14 protein-coding genes are annotated in these 19,484 nt (G+C 71.6%); 9 read left to right on the top strand and 5 right to left on the bottom strand.

Going from position 1 to position 19,484, the window contains the following annotated elements:
• Positions 1-68: 68 nt before the first annotated feature.
• Entirely contained in the window at positions 69-1,868 is a 1,800-nt protein-coding gene (locus ACFV2X_RS08150; RefSeq protein ID WP_385612976.1) for an acyl-CoA dehydrogenase family protein, read from the bottom strand.
• A 369-nt stretch (positions 1,869-2,237) separates the two neighbouring features.
• Here ACFV2X_RS08150 and prcB point away from each other — a divergent pair, with 369 nt between their 5' ends.
• Both prcB and ACFV2X_RS08140 read left to right on the top strand, forming a co-directional pair.
• Positions 2,238-3,083, top strand: coding sequence for a proteasome subunit beta (gene prcB / locus ACFV2X_RS08145; RefSeq protein ID WP_385612973.1), 846 nt, complete (start codon positions 2,238-2,240; stop codon positions 3,081-3,083).
• 65 nt (positions 3,084-3,148) lie between these two features.
• Positions 3,149-4,765, top strand: a complete 1,617-nt coding sequence (locus tag ACFV2X_RS08140) for an FAD-binding oxidoreductase (protein ID WP_385612971.1) — start codon at positions 3,149-3,151, stop codon at positions 4,763-4,765.
• Between the two features lie 117 nt (positions 4,766-4,882).
• On the opposite strand, the gene ACFV2X_RS08135 is transcribed toward ACFV2X_RS08140, so the two are convergent.
• On the bottom strand, positions 4,883-5,164 hold the full coding sequence (locus ACFV2X_RS08135; protein ID WP_385612968.1) for a DUF1876 domain-containing protein: 282 nt from the start codon (positions 5,162-5,164) through the stop codon (positions 4,883-4,885).
• A 113-nt stretch (positions 5,165-5,277) separates the two neighbouring features.
• Positions 5,278-5,541, bottom strand: coding sequence for a hypothetical protein (locus tag ACFV2X_RS08130; RefSeq protein WP_385612965.1), 264 nt, complete (start codon positions 5,539-5,541; stop codon positions 5,278-5,280).
• 169 nt (positions 5,542-5,710) lie between these two features.
• Here ACFV2X_RS08130 and ACFV2X_RS08125 point away from each other — a divergent pair, with 169 nt between their 5' ends.
• The 6 genes from ACFV2X_RS08125 to ACFV2X_RS08100 all read left to right on the top strand — a co-directional run bounded on the left by ACFV2X_RS08125 (position 5,711) and on the right by ACFV2X_RS08100 (position 16,832).
• Positions 5,711-6,358 carry a hypothetical protein gene (locus ACFV2X_RS08125; protein ID WP_385612963.1) on the top strand — a complete coding sequence of 216 codons (648 nt, stop codon included), beginning with the start codon at positions 5,711-5,713 and terminating at the stop codon, positions 6,356-6,358.
• Positions 6,359-6,534: 176 nt separating this feature from the next.
• Positions 6,535-8,769: an MMPL family transporter gene (locus ACFV2X_RS08120; RefSeq protein ID WP_385612961.1), complete on the top strand. Its 2,235-nt coding sequence runs from the start codon at positions 6,535-6,537 to the stop codon at positions 8,767-8,769.
• 115 nt (positions 8,770-8,884) lie between these two features.
• Positions 8,885-10,135 (top strand): sensor histidine kinase, encoded by a 1,251-nt coding sequence (locus ACFV2X_RS08115; RefSeq protein ID WP_385612959.1) that lies wholly within the window; start codon positions 8,885-8,887, stop codon positions 10,133-10,135.
• 237 nt (positions 10,136-10,372) lie between these two features.
• Complete coding sequence (locus ACFV2X_RS08110; protein ID WP_385612957.1) at positions 10,373-14,602, top strand: FtsK/SpoIIIE domain-containing protein; 4,230 nt, start codon at positions 10,373-10,375, stop codon at positions 14,600-14,602.
• A 151-nt stretch (positions 14,603-14,753) separates the two neighbouring features.
• The gene (locus ACFV2X_RS08105; protein ID WP_385612955.1) at positions 14,754-15,041 is read left to right on the top strand and encodes a hypothetical protein; all 288 of its coding nucleotides are present in this window, start codon (positions 14,754-14,756) and stop codon (positions 15,039-15,041) included.
• A gap of 42 nt (positions 15,042-15,083) precedes the next feature.
• Positions 15,084-16,832, top strand: a complete 1,749-nt coding sequence (locus ACFV2X_RS08100; protein ID WP_385612952.1) for a protein kinase — start codon at positions 15,084-15,086, stop codon at positions 16,830-16,832.
• A gap of 100 nt (positions 16,833-16,932) precedes the next feature.
• Here ACFV2X_RS08100 and ACFV2X_RS08095 read toward each other — a convergent pair whose 3' ends face one another.
• Positions 16,933-17,883, bottom strand: coding sequence for a helix-turn-helix domain-containing protein (locus tag ACFV2X_RS08095; protein WP_385612949.1), 951 nt, complete (start codon positions 17,881-17,883; stop codon positions 16,933-16,935).
• A 254-nt stretch (positions 17,884-18,137) separates the two neighbouring features.
• Complete coding sequence (locus ACFV2X_RS08090) at positions 18,138-19,106, bottom strand: helix-turn-helix domain-containing protein (RefSeq protein ID WP_385612946.1); 969 nt, start codon at positions 19,104-19,106, stop codon at positions 18,138-18,140.
• Between the two features lie 217 nt (positions 19,107-19,323).
• Here ACFV2X_RS08090 and ACFV2X_RS08085 point away from each other — a divergent pair.
• A partial coding sequence (locus ACFV2X_RS08085) for a putative T7SS-secreted protein (RefSeq protein ID WP_385613461.1) occupies positions 19,324-19,484 on the top strand: 161 nt, incomplete at its 3' end.

The following is a 19,484-nucleotide window of genomic DNA, read 5'->3' as shown; positions in this document are numbered from 1 at the left end:
TCCTGCGCGCCGGGGTGCGGGTGCCGGGTGCGGGTGCTGGGTGCGGGTGCCTGGGCCTGCCGGTCCGGTTACGACCCGTCGGGGCCGGACACGCCAGAGCCGGACGTGTCGGGGTCCGTCACATCGGCGACGATGTCGTCGAGCAGCCCGGCGTGGCCGTCCCCGGTGATCCACCGCTGGGTCACCCGGCCGGTGTCGGGCCGTTCCTCCTCCAGCGCCTCGCGCGCGTATCCGGCGATCCGGCGCAGGGCCCCGGTGCAGTAGATGTCGGCCAGGTCCTGTGCCTCGGTGTCATGTTCCGCGGTACGCCTGGCCGCCCGTGCGAGGACCAGGCTCGCGGCCATGATCTCGGTGGCCCAGCGGGCGACCGCGATCAGCGTGTGCTCCTGTGCGAACAGCGTCTCGTCGTCCGGGTGTGCCTTCGCCAGCGCGGCGCAGCGGGCGCGGAACTCCTCGACGGAATCGTGCAGTTCGGCCAGATGGCGCTGGTTGCGCGGGGTGAGCGCGGCGGCCAGCAGCTCCCGCGCCTCGGCGGCCCGCTCGGCGCCCTGGCCGTCGTCGAGGACGCCCGCGCGGTGGTAGGAGAAGATCGCCAGCTTGGAGAGCCAGTAGTCCAGCTGGAAGTCCACCCCGCCCGAGATCCGCAGGTTCCTGGCGTCGCGGAAGGAGCGCTCCAGGGGTACGGGCGGCGCGCCGCGCGCCGCCTTGCTGGCCGCGGTCTCGTAGCCCTCCGCCGCGAACAGCGACATGGTGCGGTCCACGACGCCCCAGCACAGCAGCGAGCACAGGTTCTTGGCCACGACCTGCTCGAACAGCGGGTTGAGGCCCGCGTCCTCGCACAGCAGGCTCCACTCGGCGACCGCTTCGAGGGCGAAGGTGTCGGCGAGGGACTGGCCCATGAGGTGCTGGATCTCCTCGTACTCGGCCAGCGGGACGCCGTCCACGCGGCGGCGGCGCACAAAGCCGCGCGACCACTCCAGGCACAGCTTGGCGATCGCGAGCGACGGCGCCGCGATGAGATACATCCGGCCCAGGATCGCCAGCCCGCCCGCCTGGGCGGTGATCCGTACGTCGTGGGCGCTGGGCTTCTCCACGAAGACGTGGTCACGGGGCACCCGCACCCGGTCCAACGTGAACCCTCCGTTGGGGAAGCCCTTGATGCCCATGAACTCGTGCTCGGCCGACCGCCGCACTCCGGGCGCGTCCGGGTCGACGACCACCAGTCTGCGCATCTCCCGGCCGTCCTCCTGGACGGTGGCCACCACCCCGAGCAGTTCCGCGAAGGGGGCGTTGCCGCTGAACACCTTTTCGCCGCTGACCAGGTAGGCATGGCCGTCCTCGGTGGGGACGGCGACGGTCTCCCGCCGGAGATTGGCCGCGCCGGAGGGTTCGGTGTCGGCGAAGGCGGATATCAGCCCGCGCGCGACGCGCTCGCTGAGCATGTCGCGCAGCGGGCCCTCGGGAAGAATCTGGACCAGGGGGGCGAAGCCGATCGAGTTCTGTACGGCGACCACGAGACCGAGCGGAAGCGACCAGCTGGAAATGGCCTGAATGACGCGGAACGCATTGAGGTCGGACAGGGCGAGTCCGCCGAGCTTCCTGGGGCTCTGCAGTTTCAGGTAACTGCTCTCCCGTAGCCGTTTGATGGCCTCCCGGGGCAGTTCTCCGGTCTTCTCGACAAGGGCGGGATCCACTAACCCGCGGGCGAACTCCTTGGCATCGGCGACCAGTGCGTCGCCCTGTTTACGGTCGCTCTCCGGCTGCGCCGGAAACGGATGAACGAGATCCAGTCGCAGTGCGCCACGGAAGATCTCCTCCAGGAAGCTGGTCCTTCCAGGCACGTTGATGGCGTTGAGCGGACGAGACATGAGGCATCCCTCCTGCGAAAAGACAAAATCAAGCCAGCGCACGGACGCGCGCTCGGTGATGTGATCAGGAGTAAGAAGAAATTGGGAAGGGGATCGCAGAACCGGACAGGGGCACGCGCATCGGGAACCGGCGCGGTGGGCGACCTCGTGCCGGACTTCGGAAATCTTCCACACCCTCGTACGGCCGGGCGTCCGGGGTCAACACCTGGGGTATGGCAGCGAAATGACAACTTCCCCCGGCAGCCCCCGCCACACGGCCGTATTTATCGGGGCGCAACTACCGTGATTCTCTTCACGGATTGCCCGGGGCGGGGGTGGGGTAATGTGCGGCCAGCAGGAGCCGCCGATGCCTCTCGGGAAGGAACGTGCATGACCTTCGACGCGCGAATGACCGGCGGCCTGCCGGCCGCTTTCCTGGCCGCCGAGACCTCCTCCTTCCTGGATTTCCTGAAGGCACAGGCTCCCGAGCTCCTGCCCGCCGAGCGTCAGCTGCCGTCCGCCCGGGACGGCTTCGAGGCCCCGCACGGCACGACCGTCATCGCCGCGACCTATGCGGACGGTGTGCTGGTGGCCGGCGACCGGCGCGTCACGATGGGCAACCTCATCGCGCACCGCGAATACGAGAAGGTCTTCCCGGCCGATGAACACTCGGCGATCGCCATCGCCGGCACCGCGGGCCTGGCGGTGGAACTCGTCAAGCTCTTGCAGCTGGAACTCGAACACTACGAGAAAATAGAAGGCACGGCCCTCTCCCTGGACGGCAAGGCCAACCGGCTGACCAGCATGGTCCGGGACAATCTCAGCATGGCCATGCAGGGCTTGGCGGTGGTCCCGCTCTTCGCGGGCTATGACGTGCACAAGGGCGTCGGGCGTGTCTTCTCCTACGACGTCACCGGCAACCGCACCGAGGAGCGGGGCTTCGCCACCACCGGTTCCGGTTCGGTCCACGCCCGGGGTTCGCTGAAGAAGCTCTACCGGGAGGCCATGCCGGAGCGCGATATCGTCACCGCCGTCGTGCAGGCGCTCTACGACGCCGCGGACGAGGACTCCGCCACGGGTGGCCCCGATCTCACCCGGCGGCTGTTCCCCCTCATCGCCCTCATCACCGAGGACGGGTACCGGCGGCTCGACCAGGACGAGGTCGCGGCGGTCGCGCAGGCCGTCGTCGAGGGGCGCCACTCGGCGCCCGACGGGCCACAGGCGCCGGTCCTGTAGTCCGCACACACCGCCCAGCGGCGGATACGTCCCGTTGTCGTTTCACACCGCGAGGAGATACGAGCATGTCCGGGGTCAACCGCCGTCAGCTGCTGCGGACCGCCACCGCCGCCGCGTCCGGGGTCGTCGCAGGGGTGGGCCTGGACACCCCGGCCAGTGCGGCCGAGGGCGCCGCGGAGGCCGGCTGCACACCCCCGCTGGGCCCGGTCAAGGCCGCCCCCGACGACGGGCGTTACGCGTATCTGGTGCGGCGCGGCCAGAAGCGCTGGGTGGGCACACCGGACCACGCATGGGTGGTCGGCTCGACCGAACAGGTCGTGGCGGCGGTCCAGGAGGCCGTGGACTCCGGCAAGCGGATCGCCGTGCGCAGCGGCGGACACTGCGCGGAGGGGTGGGTGGACGACCCGGCCGTACGGGTGCTCATCGACATGTCCGGAATGACGCAGGTCTCGTACGACCCGGCGCGGCGCGCCTTCGCCGTGGAGCCCGGCGCCACCCTGGGCGAGGTGTACCGGCGGCTGGTGCTGGGCTGGGGGGTGACGATTCCGGCCGGGTGGTGTCCGGGTGTCGGGGCGGGCGGCCATATCTGCGGGGGTGGCTACGGTGTGCTGTCCCGCGCCATGGGGCTGGTCGTGGATTATCTCTACGCCGTCGAGGTCGTGGTGGTCGACGGATACGGCAAGGCGTCGGCCGTGGTCGCCACGCGTGAGGCGAGTGACCCGAACCGCGAGCTGTGGTGGGGCCACACCGGGGGCGGTGGCGGAAACTTCGGCGTGGTGACCCGGTACTGGCTGCGCACCCCGGGCGCGGAGGGGTCCGACCCGGGGCAGCTGCTGCCGCGTGCGCCCAAGAGCGCGATCGCCTTCTCCAGCCAGTGGCCGTGGCAGGCCCTGAAGCTGGACGAGCCGAAGTTCACCCGGCTGATCCGCAATCACATGGACTGGTGCGAGCGCAACAGCGCGGTCGGCGCGGCGGCCACCCGGCTGTACGCCGACCTGACGGTGGGCCGTAAGGCCAACGACCTCAACCTCGCCAGCGGCCAGGTGTTCGGCCCCGACGCGGCCGAGCTGCTGGACGGCTATCTCGCCGCCCTCGGCGCGGGCGTGGGCACCCCGGTCAATGTGACCAGGACCGAGCAGCCATGGCTGGCCGCGGCGCTGGACGGCCCCAACTCGGACATCTACCGGCTCAAGATCAAGTCGGGCTATCTGCGCAAGGGTTTCTCCGATGCCCAGCTCGCCGCCGTCTACGAGAACCTGACCCGTGAGCAGGACCCGAAACTGCTCTTCGGCTCGGTGGGCATCGCCAGTTACGGCGGGCAGATCAGCGCGGTGGCCCCGGACGCCACGGCGTTTCCGCACCGCGACGCGGTGATGCGGGTCCAGTACACGGCGGCGTGGGACGACCCCGGCCAGGACGCCGCGTACGTCGAGTGGCTGCGGAGGCTGTACCGCGAGATCTACGCCGATACGCACGGGGTGCCGGATCCGAAGGACGGCGCCTACATCAACTACCCGGACGACGACCTGGCGGACCCCGCCGTGAACACCTCGGGCGTCCCCTGGTCCACGCTGTACTTCAAGGACAACTACCCGAGGCTGCAGAAGGTCAAGGCCGCCTGGGACCCGAAGAACATCTTCAGCCACACGCTGGGCATCGAGCCCCCGAAGGCCACCCGCTGACCGCCACGGGGTGGCTGCCCCCTGACCGACCACCCGCGACGGACGCCGGCGCGCGCCCACGAGGTGCGCGCCGACGCCCGCCCGGCACCGCTCAGCGGTTCAGTGATCCAGCGGTGGTCAGTGGTCCAGATGCAGCGGATGTGACACACGGCCGGACACCGCGTCGATCTCTCCGTGCGCCTTCTCCAGCAACTTCGTCGCCAGCTCGTTGAGCGCCCTGGCGCCCGCGATCTCCTCGCCGACCCGCGGCTGGTTGGCGTCGGCGGGGGCCCGGCTGGCGGCCCCGTGGCCCCGCACCTCGCTCCCGTCCGCGAGCCGGACCAGGGCGGCGGCGCGGGTGTGGCGGCTGTCCTCGGTAAATTCCAGTTCGACATGCCAGCCCACGGTGGTCTGTGGCATGACGATCACCTCCGGAATCGCTCCTGCCAGCAAGTATCCACTCCCAGCGTGCATCCACTGCCCCACGCCCGCACCACCTGGACCACACCCGGGCCACCCGGCGCGCTCCGCGATCAGGTGGCGAAGATCAGCCAGAGGTCCCAGCCACCGTCCTTGGCCCGGCACTCATAGGCGTCGGCCCCGCCGGGGTTGTGGGGCCACAAGTACTCCTCGCCGACGGCCACGCACTCCTCATGGGTCGTGTAGTGGCCGAAGTACTGGTAGTAGTCCATGACAGTGGAGCTCGTGGCCTCGGCGCGGTGACCGGCCGACACAGACGTCGCGGACGTCGCGGCCACTGCCACCGGGCCGCCGAAGAGCGCCAGACCGACCGCCACGGCCGCGCCAACTCCTAAGGCGCGCAAGCGAGTTCTCATGGTTGTCCCTCCCAGGGAATGGTCAGTGCCCCCTCATTCGCCCCTCATTGAAGGAGAGAATCACCCACTCGACAAGACCCGTGAAAGTTAGGTGAGGCAACCCTAACTTCCCTCTCTATGCTGTTGCCTCATGGACTTCTGGGAACTGACAGGCGTGAGCCTCGGCTACGCGCTCTTACTGGTCGCGCTGTTCACCACCGTCATCGTCGGATCTCTCCACATCGCCCGGGACGCCCTGCTCTCGGACTACCCGCCCGCGATCCAGGAGCGGTACGGGGAGCAGAGCGCACGGGGCCGGCGCACCGCCGCCGCGGCCGGGCTGCTGAACCTGGCGGTGTTCATCGCGGTGCCGGTGGCCGGCGTCCTGGATCTGCGCGGCCGGGCGGACGGCTCGCTCGGCTTCTGGCCTCCGTTCGCCCTCGGCACGGTCTGCTTCCTCGCCCTCGTCCTCTTCGACCTGGTGGTCCTGGACTGGTGGCTGTTCTGCCGCGTCCAGCCGCGCTTCATGGTGCTGCCCGGCACGGAGGGCATGCCCGAGTACCGCGACTACGCGTTCCACGTCCGTGTGCTCGCGCCCCGGCCCGTGCCGTGGCCGCTGGTGGCCATCCCCGGATACGGCGTGGCCGTCGGCGTCACCTCCCTCCCGCTCAGTCTTGGCGCGCTTCAATGCACGGGCTTCCTTCGTCACTGCTCGCTCCTTCGTCACTGCGCGGCTCCTCAGTCCAGCCCGCGCAGCGCGCCAAGACACGCTCATGCGCCTCGCTCGTCGAGGTGCTGACCGGCTGAGGCAGACACCGGCGCCGACGGGGGTCATGCCCGGGAACGAACTGGCAGGCGCCCGGTACTGCATTCTCAGTACCCGCGATTGTCGGCAGCCGCACGACGACGGAAGGGCCGCGCGCCGGGAGCCTGGAGGGGTATCCCGAGATCAGATGATGCGGAGACCTCCGTCCCATGGCTGCTTTTCTCTATCGACTGGGCCGACTGGCCTTCCGGCGACGCTGGTGGGTCACCCTGCTGTGGGTCGCCGTGCTGGGCGCCGTCGGCTTCGGCGCCGTCAAGGCGCCCGCCGCCCCCGACACCGGGAATTCCATGCCGGGCATCGAGTCCCAGAAGGCGTTCGACCTGATGGACCAGCGCTTCCCCGGCGCCAAGGCCGACGGGGCGAGCGCCCGGATCGTCTTCGTCGCCCCGCACGGGGAGAAGGTCACCGCGGCCGACAACCGGGCGGCTGTCGAGAAGGTCGCACACGGAGTGGCCGGCAGTGGGCAGGTCGCCGGCGCGGTGGACCCCTTCCAGGCGCGGGCCGTGAGCAAGGACGCCGGGACCGCGTACACGACCGTCACGTACAAGGTCAAGGCCGACGATCTCACCGACGCGTCGAAGAAGACCCTGGAGGACGCCGTCCAGCAGGCGCGCGACGCGGGGCTGACCGTCGAGGTCGGCGGCAACGCGCTGGCGACCCAGCCCGCGGCGGGCGGGGCGGCCGAGGGCATCGGTATCGCCATCGCCGCGGTCGTGCTGCTGATCACCTTCGGCTCGCTGGCCGCCGCCGGGCTTCCGCTGCTGACCGCGGTCGTCGGCGTCGGCATCAGCATCGCTTCGATCATGGCTCTGGCCAGCACCTTCGGTCTGTCCGGCACGACCGGCACGCTCGCCTCGATGCTGGGGCTCGCGGTCGGCATCGACTACGCCATGTTCGTGGTCTCCCGCTACCGCGAGGAGCGGGCCCGGGGACACGAGCCCGAGGAGGCGGTCGGGCTGGCCGCGGGCACGGCCGGGTCGGCGGTGGTCTTCGCCGGGCTGACCGTCGTGATCGCACTGGCCGGTCTTTCGGTGGTCGGCATCCCGCTGCTGACCAAGATGGGCCTGGCCGCCGCGGGCGCGGTCGCCATCGGTGTGCTCATCGCGCTGACCCTGATCCCGGCCCTGCTCGGCTTCCTCCCGCGCGCCGTACTGTCGCGCTCCGCCCGGCGGGGCGGAAAGGCCAAGGAGGGCAGTGAGCACAACGGGGGCAGCCGCTGGGCCCGGTTCGTGCTGCGCCGTCCGCTGCCCGTACTGCTGGCCTGTGTGGCGGGGCTCGGGGCGATCGCCATACCGGTGACGGGCCTGCAGCTGGGCATGCCCGGGGACGAGGCCAAGTCCACCTCGACCACCGAGCGCCGCGCCTACGACGCGCTGGCCGAGGGCTTCGGCCCCGGCTTCAACGGACCGCTGACCATCGTCGTCGACGCCAAGGGCACGGCAGACGCCAACAGCACGGCGGACACGAAGGCCGCCGCGCGCACGATCACCGACAGGATCGCCGCCACCAAGGGCGTCGTATCCGTCTCGCCGCCCCGCCTCAACGCCGCGGGTGACACGGCCGTCTTCTCCGCCACCCCGGCCACCGCCCCCACCGACGAGAAGACCAAGGACCTGGTGCGCACCATCCGCGCCGAACGTCCCGCGCTCGAGTCCGCCACCCATGCGAGCTTCGAGGTCACCGGCTCCACCGCGGTGAACATCGACGTGGCCCAGAAGGTGCAGGACGCGCTGGTCCCGTATCTCGCGGTCGTGGTGGGCCTGGCCTTCCTGCTTCTGCTGGTGGTCTTCCGGTCCCTCCTCGTGCCCCTCAAGGCGGCCGCCGGCTTCCTGCTGTCGGTGCTCGCGGCCTTCGGCGCGGTGGTCGCGGTGTTCCAGTGGGGCTGGGGCGCGAGCCTCCTCGGCGTCGAGCAGACCGGCCCGATCATGAGCCTGATGCCGATCTTCCTGGTGGGCATCGTCTTCGGTCTCGCCATGGACTACGAGGTCTTCCTGGTCACCCGTATGCGCGAGGCGTACGTCCACGGGGACCGGCCCGGCCAGGCGATCGTCACCGGGTTCCGGCACAGCGCCCGGGTGGTGGTGGCGGCCGCGCTGATCATGATGGCCGTGTTCTCCGGGTTCGTGGGCTCCGCCGAATCCATGATCAAGATGATGGGGTTCGGTCTGGCGACGGCCGTCCTGTTCGACGCCTTCGTGGTCCGTATGGCGCTCGTGCCCGCCATCCTGGCGCTGCTCGGCGACCGCGCCTGGTGGCTGCCTCGATGGCTGGACAAGGTGCTGCCGAACATCGACGTGGAGGGCGAAGCGCTCAGCCGCCACTCCCCCGTCGCCGCGGTCCCGGCCCCCGACACCGCGTCGGAACGAGAATCGGCACGCGTCTGACCCGACACCGCCCCACGCCCACCAGGGCCGCCCGTGGCCATGTCCCGGGCGGCCCTGCCGGCCGTTCCCCCGCGACGTCGGCCACCATGGAGCCAGACCCCGACCGGAGACCCCGATGACCACCAGCTTGGAGCGCTATACGGAGCGCCATCACCTCGCCTTCGACCTGATCGTGGCCGGGGTGCTGTTGGGCTTTGTCGTCCTCGGCGCCGCGCTCGGCACACCGGGCACCGCCCATCCGAGGACTTTGGTCCCGGCCCTGCTCCTCGGGGGCGTCTCCTGCGCCGCCCTGGTGGGGTGCCGCAGCCACCCGCGCACCGCCGTCGCCGTGACGGCGGTCTGTGTCTCGGCCGCGAGCGCGGTCGGGTATCTGCTCACCCCGCTGCTGCTGGCCCCGGCCATGGCGGCGCTCTACTGGCTGGCCGCGCTCACCGAGCGGAAGATCACCTACGCCTACTGCCTCGCCACCATCGCCGCGCTGGTGACCACCGCGATGATCACCGACACAGGCCATCACGCGCTGGTGCTCAAGACCGTCGGCCCGGCCGTGTGGCTGCTGCTGCCCGTCACCGCCGGGCGCGCGGTCCGGATCCGGCGTGCCTATGCGGAAGCCGTGATGGAAGCCGCACAGGCCCGCGCCGAACACGCCGAGCGCACCCGCGAGGAGGAGGCGCGGCACCGGGTCGCCGAGGAACGTATGCGCATCGCCCGCGAACTGCACGACGTGGTCGCCCACCACCTGGCCCTGGCCAACGCCCAGGCGAGCACGGCCGCGCATCTCGCCCGTGACCACCCCGAACAGGCCCATAAGATCCTCACCGGCCTGGCCGCCACCACCTCCTCCGCGCTGCGCGAACTCAAGGCCACCGTCGGCGTGCTGCGCCGTACGGACGACCCGGACGCGCCCCTGGAACCCAGCCCCGGACTCGACCGGCTCTCCGAGCTGACCGACGCCTTCGCCTCCGCCGGGCTCCCGGTCACGGTCACCCTGCGCGGCGAGCCGCGGCGGCTGTCCCCGGGAGTGGATCTGACCGCGTTCCGGATCGTGCAGGAGGCCCTGACCAACGTCACCAAGCACGCCGCCGCGCGCACCGCGCACGTACGGCTCGACTACGCCCGTGACCGGCTGACCATCACCGTCACCGACGACGGAACCACTACGGCCGCCACGGCCGCCGCGACCGCCGAGGCGCCGGCGCCCGGACACGGCTTCGGCCTCATCGGCATGCGCGAGCGCGCCCATTCGGTGGGCGGCGCCCTGACCGCGGGCAGCCGCCCGGAGGGCGGCTTCGAGATCACCGCCGAACTGCCGCTGCACCCCGACGGCCCGCCGGCCTCCCCGGAACCGGAGGCACGGCAGACCTGACGCGCGCGCGTACGGCAGACCTGACGCGCGCCGGCACGGCACGCCCGCCCCGCCCGTACGGCAGACCCCGGCGCGCCCGTACGGCATGCCCGCCCCGCCCTCGGCCGCCAAGTCACCGGCATTGCGCCCTGGGTCAACGACTGTGCGCTCGCCGTCAATGCCTTCCGGCCGGGCCCGCGCCAGACTCGACGCACCCCTTCGTCACCTGAATCTGACCCACCCTGGAGTGACTGCGCGGTGCGGATCGTCTATGCCGACGGCAAGACCGAGCGGGAAATGGAACTGCGTGTCGGCCGGCCGAACGCCACGCTGGCCGACCTCGCCGCGACTTTGAACATACCGGCCAGCGGGCTGAGCATCGACGGCCGGACCGCGCCACCGGAGACGGGTCTTGGCGAATCCGGCCTCGCCCATGGATCGCGGGTGGCCCGCGCGGGCTGGGGCTCGGCCGGCGGGCCGCGGGTGGCGGCCGCCGTGCTGCGGGTGGTCGGCGGTCTCGAGGCCGGGCGCAGCGTTCCGCTGCGGGTGGGCAGGACGGTCATCGGCCGTGGCGCCGAGGCGGATGTGCGCGTCGTGGCCACGGGGGTGTCCCGGCTGCACGCCGCCCTGGAGATCTCGGCCGACGGGCAGGTGCACATCACCGACCTGGACACGGTCAACGGCACCGACGTATGCGGCGAGCGGATCTCCAAGGCCGTCCGGCTCCAGCCCGAGGACCTGGTCTCGCTGGGCGGCGAGGTGATGGTGCGCGTCCTGCCGCAGGACCGGCTCGGCCCCGTACAGCGGATCAACCCGGTCCGGGAGGTGGGGCCAGGCGGCACCCTGCCGTTCAACCGTCCGCCGCGCGGCGGCAGACCGGGCGACCCGCCGCGGATCGCCACGCCGTCGTCGCCGCCGAGCGCGAACAAGGCTCCGTTCTCCATCGCCAGCATGCTCGGTCCGCTGGTCATGGCCGCTGCGATCGTCGGCATGACCGGCGACGTCCGCTACGCGGCCATCGCCGCGCTCACCCCGCTGATGTTCGTGGGGAACTTCCTGGAGGAGCGGCTGCGGGGCCGCTTCACCTTCCGGCGCGGGATGCGCGATCACACCGCCAGGGTCAAGGAGTTCGAGCAGGCGGTGGCCGCGCGCCACGCGGCGGAGATCCGTACCCGCCGGGCGGCCCACCCCGACCCCGCGGAGGTGGTCCACCGGGCGACCGCGCCGGGGGTCGCCCTGTGGGAACGGCGCCCGGGCGCCCCGGACTTCCTCAAGACGGTGGTCGGCACCGCCGACCTGCCCTGGAACCCGCCGCTTGACAACGACTCCTCGGAGCCCGCTCCGGAAGTGGCGGACATCCTGGGCGCGCGCTGCGTGCTGCCACAGGTGCCGGTCGTGGTCGGGGTGTCGGCCGGTGAGGCGGTGGGGTTCGAGGGGGACCGCCGGGCGGCCCTCGGCGTCGCCCGGTCCCTGCTGTGCCAGGCGTTGGTGGGGAGCGGGCCGGCCGATGTGACGCTGGCGGTGTTCACCGACCCGGAGCGGCTGGCCGACTGGGACTGGACGAAGTGGCTGCCGCACGGCGCGGATCCGCAGTCGGGGACGTCACGGCTGGTGGCGGTCGGGCCTGAGCAGTCCGACACGTTGGCCCGCGGTCTGCTGGCCGCCGCGCCACGGCGTACGGAGAGCGGCGCCGGGCCGGTGCTGCTGGTGGTCGTGGACGGCGCCACACTGCTGGAGGGCCGGCCCTGTCCGCTGCGGGACCTGCTCGCCGACCGCACCCTGCGCTGCGGTGCCCTGGTGCTCACCACCCGGCTGCCCGCCCTGTGCACCTCGGTGGTCACCGCCGCGCCCGAGGGCCGGGGGCGGATGCGTGACGTGGCCTCCGACGAGGTGGTGCCGGATGTGCTGCTCGGCGGTATGCCGGTCGACGAGGCGCGGGCCACCGCCAGGGCGCTGGCCCGCTTCGAGGACCCGGAGCTGCGGGTCGAGGGCGCGGGGCTGCCGGACCGTATCTCCCTGCTGCCGCTGCTGGACCTGACCGCCGTCTCCGGGGCCGAGGTCGGCCAGCGGTGGAAGACGCGGGCCCCGGCCCTGCGGGTGCGGGCCGTGCTCGGGGTCAGCGAACGGGACCTGTTCACCGTGGACCTCGACGACGACGGGCCGCACGCGCTGATCGCCGGGACCACCGGCTCCGGCAAGAGCGAACTGCTGCGCACCCTCATCGCGAGCATGGCCACCGACGCCGACCCCGAGCATCTGACCTTCGCGCTGGTGGACTACAAGGGCGGTGGCGCCCTGGACGAATGCGCCGAACTCCCGCACACCGTCGGCCTGGTCACCGACCTCGACGAGCAGCTCAGCGAGCGCGCCCTGCGCTGTCTGGACGCCGAGCTGCGGCACCGCGAACGGCTGCTGCGCGAGGTGGGCCTGAGCCATATCCGCGACTATCAGCGGCTGCGCGACACCGAGGACGCCAAGGACGCCGGCATGGAGCCGATGCCCCGGCTCGCCGTGGTGATCGACGAGTTCGCCACTCTGGTCAAGGCCCTGCCGGACTTCGTCGACTCGCTGGTGAGCATCGCACAGCGCGGACGCACCCTCGGCGTCCACCTGATCATGGCCACCCAGCGGCCCGCCGGCTCGGTCAACGACGCCATCAAGAACAACGTCAAACTCCGTATCGCGCTCCGCCTCGAGAGCACCGGGGACTCGGAGGACGTCATCGACAGTCCGGCCTCGGCCGGGATCGGCACCCGCCAGTGGGGCCGCGCCTACTACCGGCTCAGCGCGCGCGAGGTGCTGCCGGTGCAGACCGCGCTGTCCACCGGAGTCACCCCGCAGGCGGCGGTGACCGCCCCGGTAACGATCGCGCCGTTCATCCTGGGCATGCCGGTGCTGACGGCGGCCACCGACGGCACGGAGGGCGAAACCGATCTACGGCGGCTGGTCACGGCCGCACGACAGGCCGCCGACCTGTCCGGATTCGCCCCGCCACGGCGGCCCTGGCCCGATCCGCTGCCCAAGGTGCTGCACCGCGCGGACCTCCCCGCGGTCGCCGAACAGGGCCTGCACACCGAGGCCACCGGCCTGCCCGCCTGGGCGCTCGCCGACGACCCCGACCGGCAGCGGCAGTACGCGGTCGGCTGGGACCCGGCCGCCGGAAACATCGTGCTCTACGGGGGCGGCGGTTCGGGCACCTCCACCGCCCTGGCCGCGCTCGCCCTGGCCGTCGCCGGCTCCTGCCCGCCCGACCGGCACCACATCTTCGCCCTCGACCTCGGCGCGGGCGACCTGGCCCCGCTGGCCGCGCTCCCGCACACCGGCGCCCACATCGGGTCCGCCGAACGCGAGCGGCAGATCCGGCTGATCAAGCTGCTGCGCCGAGAGCTCGACGAGCGCAAGGCCCGCGGCCCGGCCGGCTCCCCGGACTGGCTGGTGCTGCTGGACAACCTCGGCGCCCTGATCTCGGACTTCGACAAGGACGTGGCGGGGATGAACCTGATCGAAGAGCTCGCCCGCGTCTACGCCGACGGCCCCGCGGTCGGCATCCGGTTCGCGGTCAGCGCCGACCGCTCCGGCGCCGTGCCGACGGCCTGGTCCGCCCTGACCCAGACCAAACTGCTGCTGCGGCTGGCCGACCCCGCCGAGTACGGATACTTCGACATACCCCGCAACGCGGTCCCCACCTATGTGCCGGGCAGGGCGCTCGTGGCCGCCAACCGGCAGGTGGTCCAGATCGGTTGGCCGGGTGAGGACCTGGCAACGGCCGTCGCGGAAACCGCCGCCCGGTGGACCGGCGCCCAGCGCAGCGCCCCCGAGGTCGGCCTGCTGCCCACCGACGTCCCCGCCACCGCCCTCACCACACCGGCCCAGACCACCACCGACCCCTGGTGGCTCCCCGTCGGCCTGGACTCCGACACCCTCAGTAGTGCCGGACTGCGGCTGTACGAGCGCGAACACGCCCTGATAGCCGGGCCGCAGCGATCCGGCCGCAGCACCGCCCTGTGCGCCCTCGCCCGCCTCGTGATGTCCTCGGCGTCCGCCGACGCCCCGCTCACGGTCGTCGGCTTCGCCCCGCGCCGCTCCCCACTGCGCGACCTGCCCGGCCTGGCCGCCCTGGTCACCACGTACGACGACCTCGAACAGGCCCTCACGGCACTCCCCCTCGACCGGCCCGTCCTCCTTCTGGCCGACGACGCCGACACGGTGGAGGACGAACGCGGCTTCCTGGAACAGTGGCTGTCCGCCCCCGCCACCGGCCACCACATGATCGCCGCCGGCCGGGCCGACACCCTGCGCCGCTCCTACGGCCACTGGACCCAACGCACCCGGGACAGCCGCTGCGGCGTCCTGCTGTGCCCCGACCACGACCTCGACGGCGATCTGCTGGGCACTCAACTGCCCCGCCACGACCGCATGGCGCCGCTGCCGGGACGTGGCTACCTCGTGGTGGACGGCGTGGCGGCGGGGGTGCAGGTGGCGAACTGAACCATCAGCACGGGCATATGACGTCTTGCACCGAGCGCACATGGACTGTGCGCTCCAGATCAATGACACGGCGAGGCCCGGGACCGGAGAATTTCGCCATAAGTCACCCCTCCGGGACCGACCTAAAACAGGCAAAAACAGGAGAAACACCATGGCAGATGACAAGGTTTCAGTCGACCCCACCGCGCACCTGGCAAGCAAGAAGTTCCTGACCATCATCGACGGCAGCTTCCAGGATTCCATCAAACAGCTCTCCGACGCCGGGACCACCCTGAGCGACCCGAACCACTGGAGCGGCCCGTACGCCGCCCAGTTCCGCTCTTCCTGGGCCAGCGCCCAGACCGACCTGAACAAGATCAGGCACTCCCTGGACGAGTTCCAGCGGAAGTTCGACACCATCCTGAGGAACATCTCCCAGGCCGGCGGCCAGAACCACTGACCACCAGGAGCGTCACAGCGGAAACTCCCTAAGGAAACTCCCATGTCTGAGAGGGACCCGGTCCACCCCTGGACCGGAGAGCTGAGCAGCGCCGACCTCGAACGCCTCGGCGCGGAACCGCTGCGGCGGTCGGACCCGGTGGCGATCGGGCCCTACCGGGTGCTCGCGCGCCTGGGGAGCGGGGGGATGGGCCGGCTCTACCTCGGGCGGGAAGCGGGCGTGGAGGGGGAGGCGGCGGCCCCGTACGGGGCCGGCGCGCTGGTGGCCGTCAAGGTCATCCGGCCGGAGCACGCCGAGGACCCGCGGTTCCGGCGCCGGTTCGAGCGCGAGGTCGAGGTCGTACGGCGGGTCCACGGGAAGTACACCGCTGGGCTGGTCGCTTCGGGCTTCGACGAGGAGGAGCGGCTGTGGATGGCCACCGCGTACGTCCCGGGGCCGAGCCTCGACGACACGGTGCGCCGCTTCGGCCCGTTCCCCGCTCCGGTGGTGTGGCGGCTGGCGGGCGAGATCGGGGAAGCGCTCGCCACGCTCGCCGCCGCCGGGATCGTCCACCGCGATCTCAAGCCGTCCAATGTCCTGCTGGGCGCCGACGGGGCGCGGGTCATCGACTTCGGGGTCGCCCACACCACTGACGCCAGTGTGCTCACCATGACGGGTCAGCATGTGGGCACCCCGGCATTCATGTCCCCCGAGCAGGCCGACGGCCGGGAGGCGGGCACCGCCTCGGACGTCTTCTCGCTCGGCTCGGTGCTCGCACACGCGGCGACCGGCAGAACGCCGTTCGGCGAGGGTTCGACGGCCGATGTCATCCACCGCGTGGTCTACTCGCCGCCGAGCGCGGATGTGCTCGCCAAGGTGACGGAGACCGATCCGGCCCTGGCGGAGCTGATCGGCCGGTGTCTGGACAAGAGCGCGGAGGGACGGCCGAGCCCGCAGGAAGTCGTCGATACGGCACGGCAGCACGCACCGGCCCAGGAGTGGCCGGCGTCGCTCGCCGAACTGATCGGGGCCCGCTCCACCTGGAGCGGGCTCGCCGCCGCGGTGTCGCCGATGGACCAGCTGACGATCCTCCGCCGCGGCGCCCCGGTGCGTACGCTCAGGCCGACGCCGTCCAAGAGCCGCCGTGGCCTGGTCCTGGCCGTGGCCGGGGCCGTCGCCGCCGTGGCCATCGGGGTGGTTGCCTTCGTCGTACCGGGGATGGGCTCGTCGGACGACGGCAAGAAGAACGTCGCATCGACGGCCACGAAGTCCGCACATCACCCGCAGGCGTCGAAGTCATCCGCGGCGAAGCCTTCGCCGAAGCCGTCGCCGACCGCGCCATCCGCCCCCGCGAACCCTTCGGGCGGTGGCGGCGGTAATGGTGGGGGCGGTGACGGCGGTGGCGGTAATGGTGGGGGCGGTAATGGTGGGGGCGGTAATGGTGGCAACGGCGGTGGCGGCGGCTCCGAAGAGAACCAGCCCCCTCCCAACCAGCAGCCGCCGACCAGGAACCCCACTACCCCGGCCCCGCCGAAGCAGACGCAGTCTCCGCCCAAGACCCCGGCGCCGAAGCCGTGGAAATCCTGCCACTACTACTCCGGCACCGCGCTGACCATGCAGGGCAGCAACGGAGCTCCCGTCCGTCAGGTGCAGTGCATCCTCGATGCCCGCGGGTACGACATCGGACCCCACGGCATCGACGGGCAGTTCGGCCCCGACACAAAGGCAGCGGTCGTCCGCTTCCAGAAGCGTCACAACCTCAATCCCGACGGCAAAGTGGGAGAGGACACCTGGCCGGCGCTCCGCGCCTGAGCGCAAACACCGAACAGCCCCGTCGATATGCGGCTCCGCCGCGCGGCATGGCTGAGCCGACGGTCCCCCGCCGGCTCAGCCACAGCACCACTGGCGGCCGCTACCGGACGGCCACGGGCACGCCCTCGCGCCTGCGGTACTCGCCCGGCGTGATCCCGTACTCCTTCTTGAAGGCCCGGTTGAACACCGCCGCGTCCTGGAACCCCCACCGCGCCCGGATCACCGCCATGCTCTGCCCCGCGAGGCACGGGTTCGTCAGATCGGCCCGGCAGCGCTCCAGCCGCCGCTCCCGGACGAAGCCGCCCACCGTCTGCTCGTCCTGCCGGAACAAGTGGTGCAGATAGCGGACCGAGATGTGGTGCGCCGCCGCGATCGCCGTCGGCGACAGGTCCGGATCGCTGAGATTGCGGTCGATGTACGTCTTGATCTCCCCCAGGAGCGCCACCTGCCGCGGCAGTCGCGTCGCGTCGTCCAGTACGTCGGTCAGGCTGCTGAGAAACGCCACCGCCAGGTCGACCGCGGCGCGCCCCACCCAGGTCGCCTGTGGGATGTCCACCGCCGCGGCGGGTCCGGCCAGCCCCTCCAGGAACCGCGCGAGAAGGGCCGCCGGGCCCGTGTCCGAGGGCACCGGCCGCGCCACCAGGCCGCGCAGCGCGTGGTGCGGCAGCGACAGCGCGCCGCCCGGCAGATGCAGGACCATCGCCCGGGGCGGTCTCGCCCGGTCGGCCACCGCCGCGTCGAACGGCTCCCATGGGTCCCACAGCGCGAGTTGGCCGGGCTCCAGCCGGATGGCGCCGGACCGCCGGCCCAGTGTCAGCGGCCCGTCGGACACCAGGACCAGCCGCCACGCCCGCGGATCGCCGCTCCGGGCGGGCCGGCCTGTGTGCGACTGGCTCGGTGCGGTCAGCGGAGGCAGTGTGGTCAGCGGAGACAGTGCGGGAAGGCGCAGTACGGACAGCCGCACCGGCCCCAGCTCCAGCTCGGCCCGGTAGCCGGGCCGGCCAGGATCGCTTGTCGAGAAGGCAGTCGCCGTCGGCTGCCGTGAGCGCAAGAGCGATTGCGATGTAATGGTGTTACCTTTCCCCTATTTTGTCCCGCCCACTGCGGCTCGCCCGACAGCCCGCCGAAGCACTCGGTCGAGGGGGTCATGGAACCGGGCCCGGTGTGCGCCGGGCGACGTGCCGCAGGGGCGCGGCAGGCACGGCATGACCACGGCGCACCTGAGGGGCGCACCGACACCATTGCCTGCTCAACGAGTCTGCCGAGGTGGTGCGGGACGTGTCCTTAGCGCCCAGCGCCAGCCGCTTAGCGCTGGACGCCAGTCAGGTGCCGGAAGTCCTTGGGCGGCATGCCGTAGGCGGCACGGAAGGCGCGGGTGAAGTCGGCCGGCCGGCGAAACCCCCACCGGGCGGCGATGGCATGGATGGGCCGCATACGCAGCGCCGGCTCGGCCAGCTCGCGACGGGCCTGCTCCAGCCGCTGCTCGCGGATGTACGCGGAGACCGTCGTCTTCTGATGGCGGAAGAGACGGTGCAGGGAACGGACCGAGATGTGCTGAGCCGCCGCGACCTGCTCGGGGCTCAGCTCGGGGTCGGCCAAGTGCTGATGGATATAGCCGCGGACGCGCATGGCCAGGGCGTGGTGAAAAGCCTCCGGCGCGCCTTGGGGATTGAGCTGCTGGGCGAGCAGGGCGGTGGCGAGGTCGAGCGCGATAGCGCCCAACCGCGCGGAGTCCGACGCTCCGTAGGGCGTGGTGTCGGTGACCAGACCGGTGATGAACTGGGCGAGCAGGGCGCCCATCCCGGTCCGCCCCGGTAACCTCATCGCGAACTGCCGCTCGGCGAGACCGCCCGGCAGCGGCAGCACCGCCCGCGGGATCAGCATCTCCGCGGCCGAGACCGTACCGTCCGTCGCGTCCAGCTGCCCCCGGTAGGGGTGCGAACTGCTCACCAGCACCAGGTCACCCCGCCCGGCCAGAACCTCCTGGCCGCCCTGGGCGACCCCCATGCGCCCGACCAGAGGCACCGAGAGGTGGTAGATCTCCGGATCGGACTGCCTGATCAGCGCCGGGGTCCGGAAGGACTCCAGCGGCGGGCACGAGAACACGGAAACCCGGACGACGCCGAGGTCCAGCACCCGCAGCGTGCCACGGAAGTCGGCCGTGTGCTCCGTGCGGATGACATGCGGCGAGTGACTTGCGAACGCCAGATCGCGCCAACTCTCGAACCGCTCCGCCACGGGTAGTTCATCACCCCGAAATAACGTCTCGATCATTCTCCGTGCCTCCCCCGTAGGTCCTGCTGTCCCTGTCCGTCCTGTGTCTGACGGCTCAGGGACTGATCCGACTCGTAGCGAGTCTGGACGGAGAGCGAGTTGTTGCGCAGCCCCGAATCGTCGCGCGCAACAATCCTGACCTCGGCCGATCGCACCGAGCAGGGGTCGGTACCCTCATCCGGAATGCCGTGAGGTCCTGGTACGGGGGTGAGGGCGCATGGGGCTCGGGGATTTCATCCCGGATGGGGTGGAGGACTGGGTCGAGGACCGGGTCGAGGACGTTGGTGGGGCCATCGACGTCGCGGGGGACTGGACGGGCGACCGGCTGGATGACGTCGGCTGGGAGGGCGGTGCGGACTGGGTCCGGGACAAGTCGGA

Origin of the sequence: Streptomyces sp. NPDC059679, assembly GCF_042734105.1 — a bacterium.
Taxonomy (GTDB): domain Bacteria; phylum Actinomycetota; class Actinomycetes; order Streptomycetales; family Streptomycetaceae; genus Streptomyces.
The sequence above is the reverse complement of the archived record's forward strand: the minus strand, read 5'-3'. Positions and strand labels throughout refer to the sequence as shown.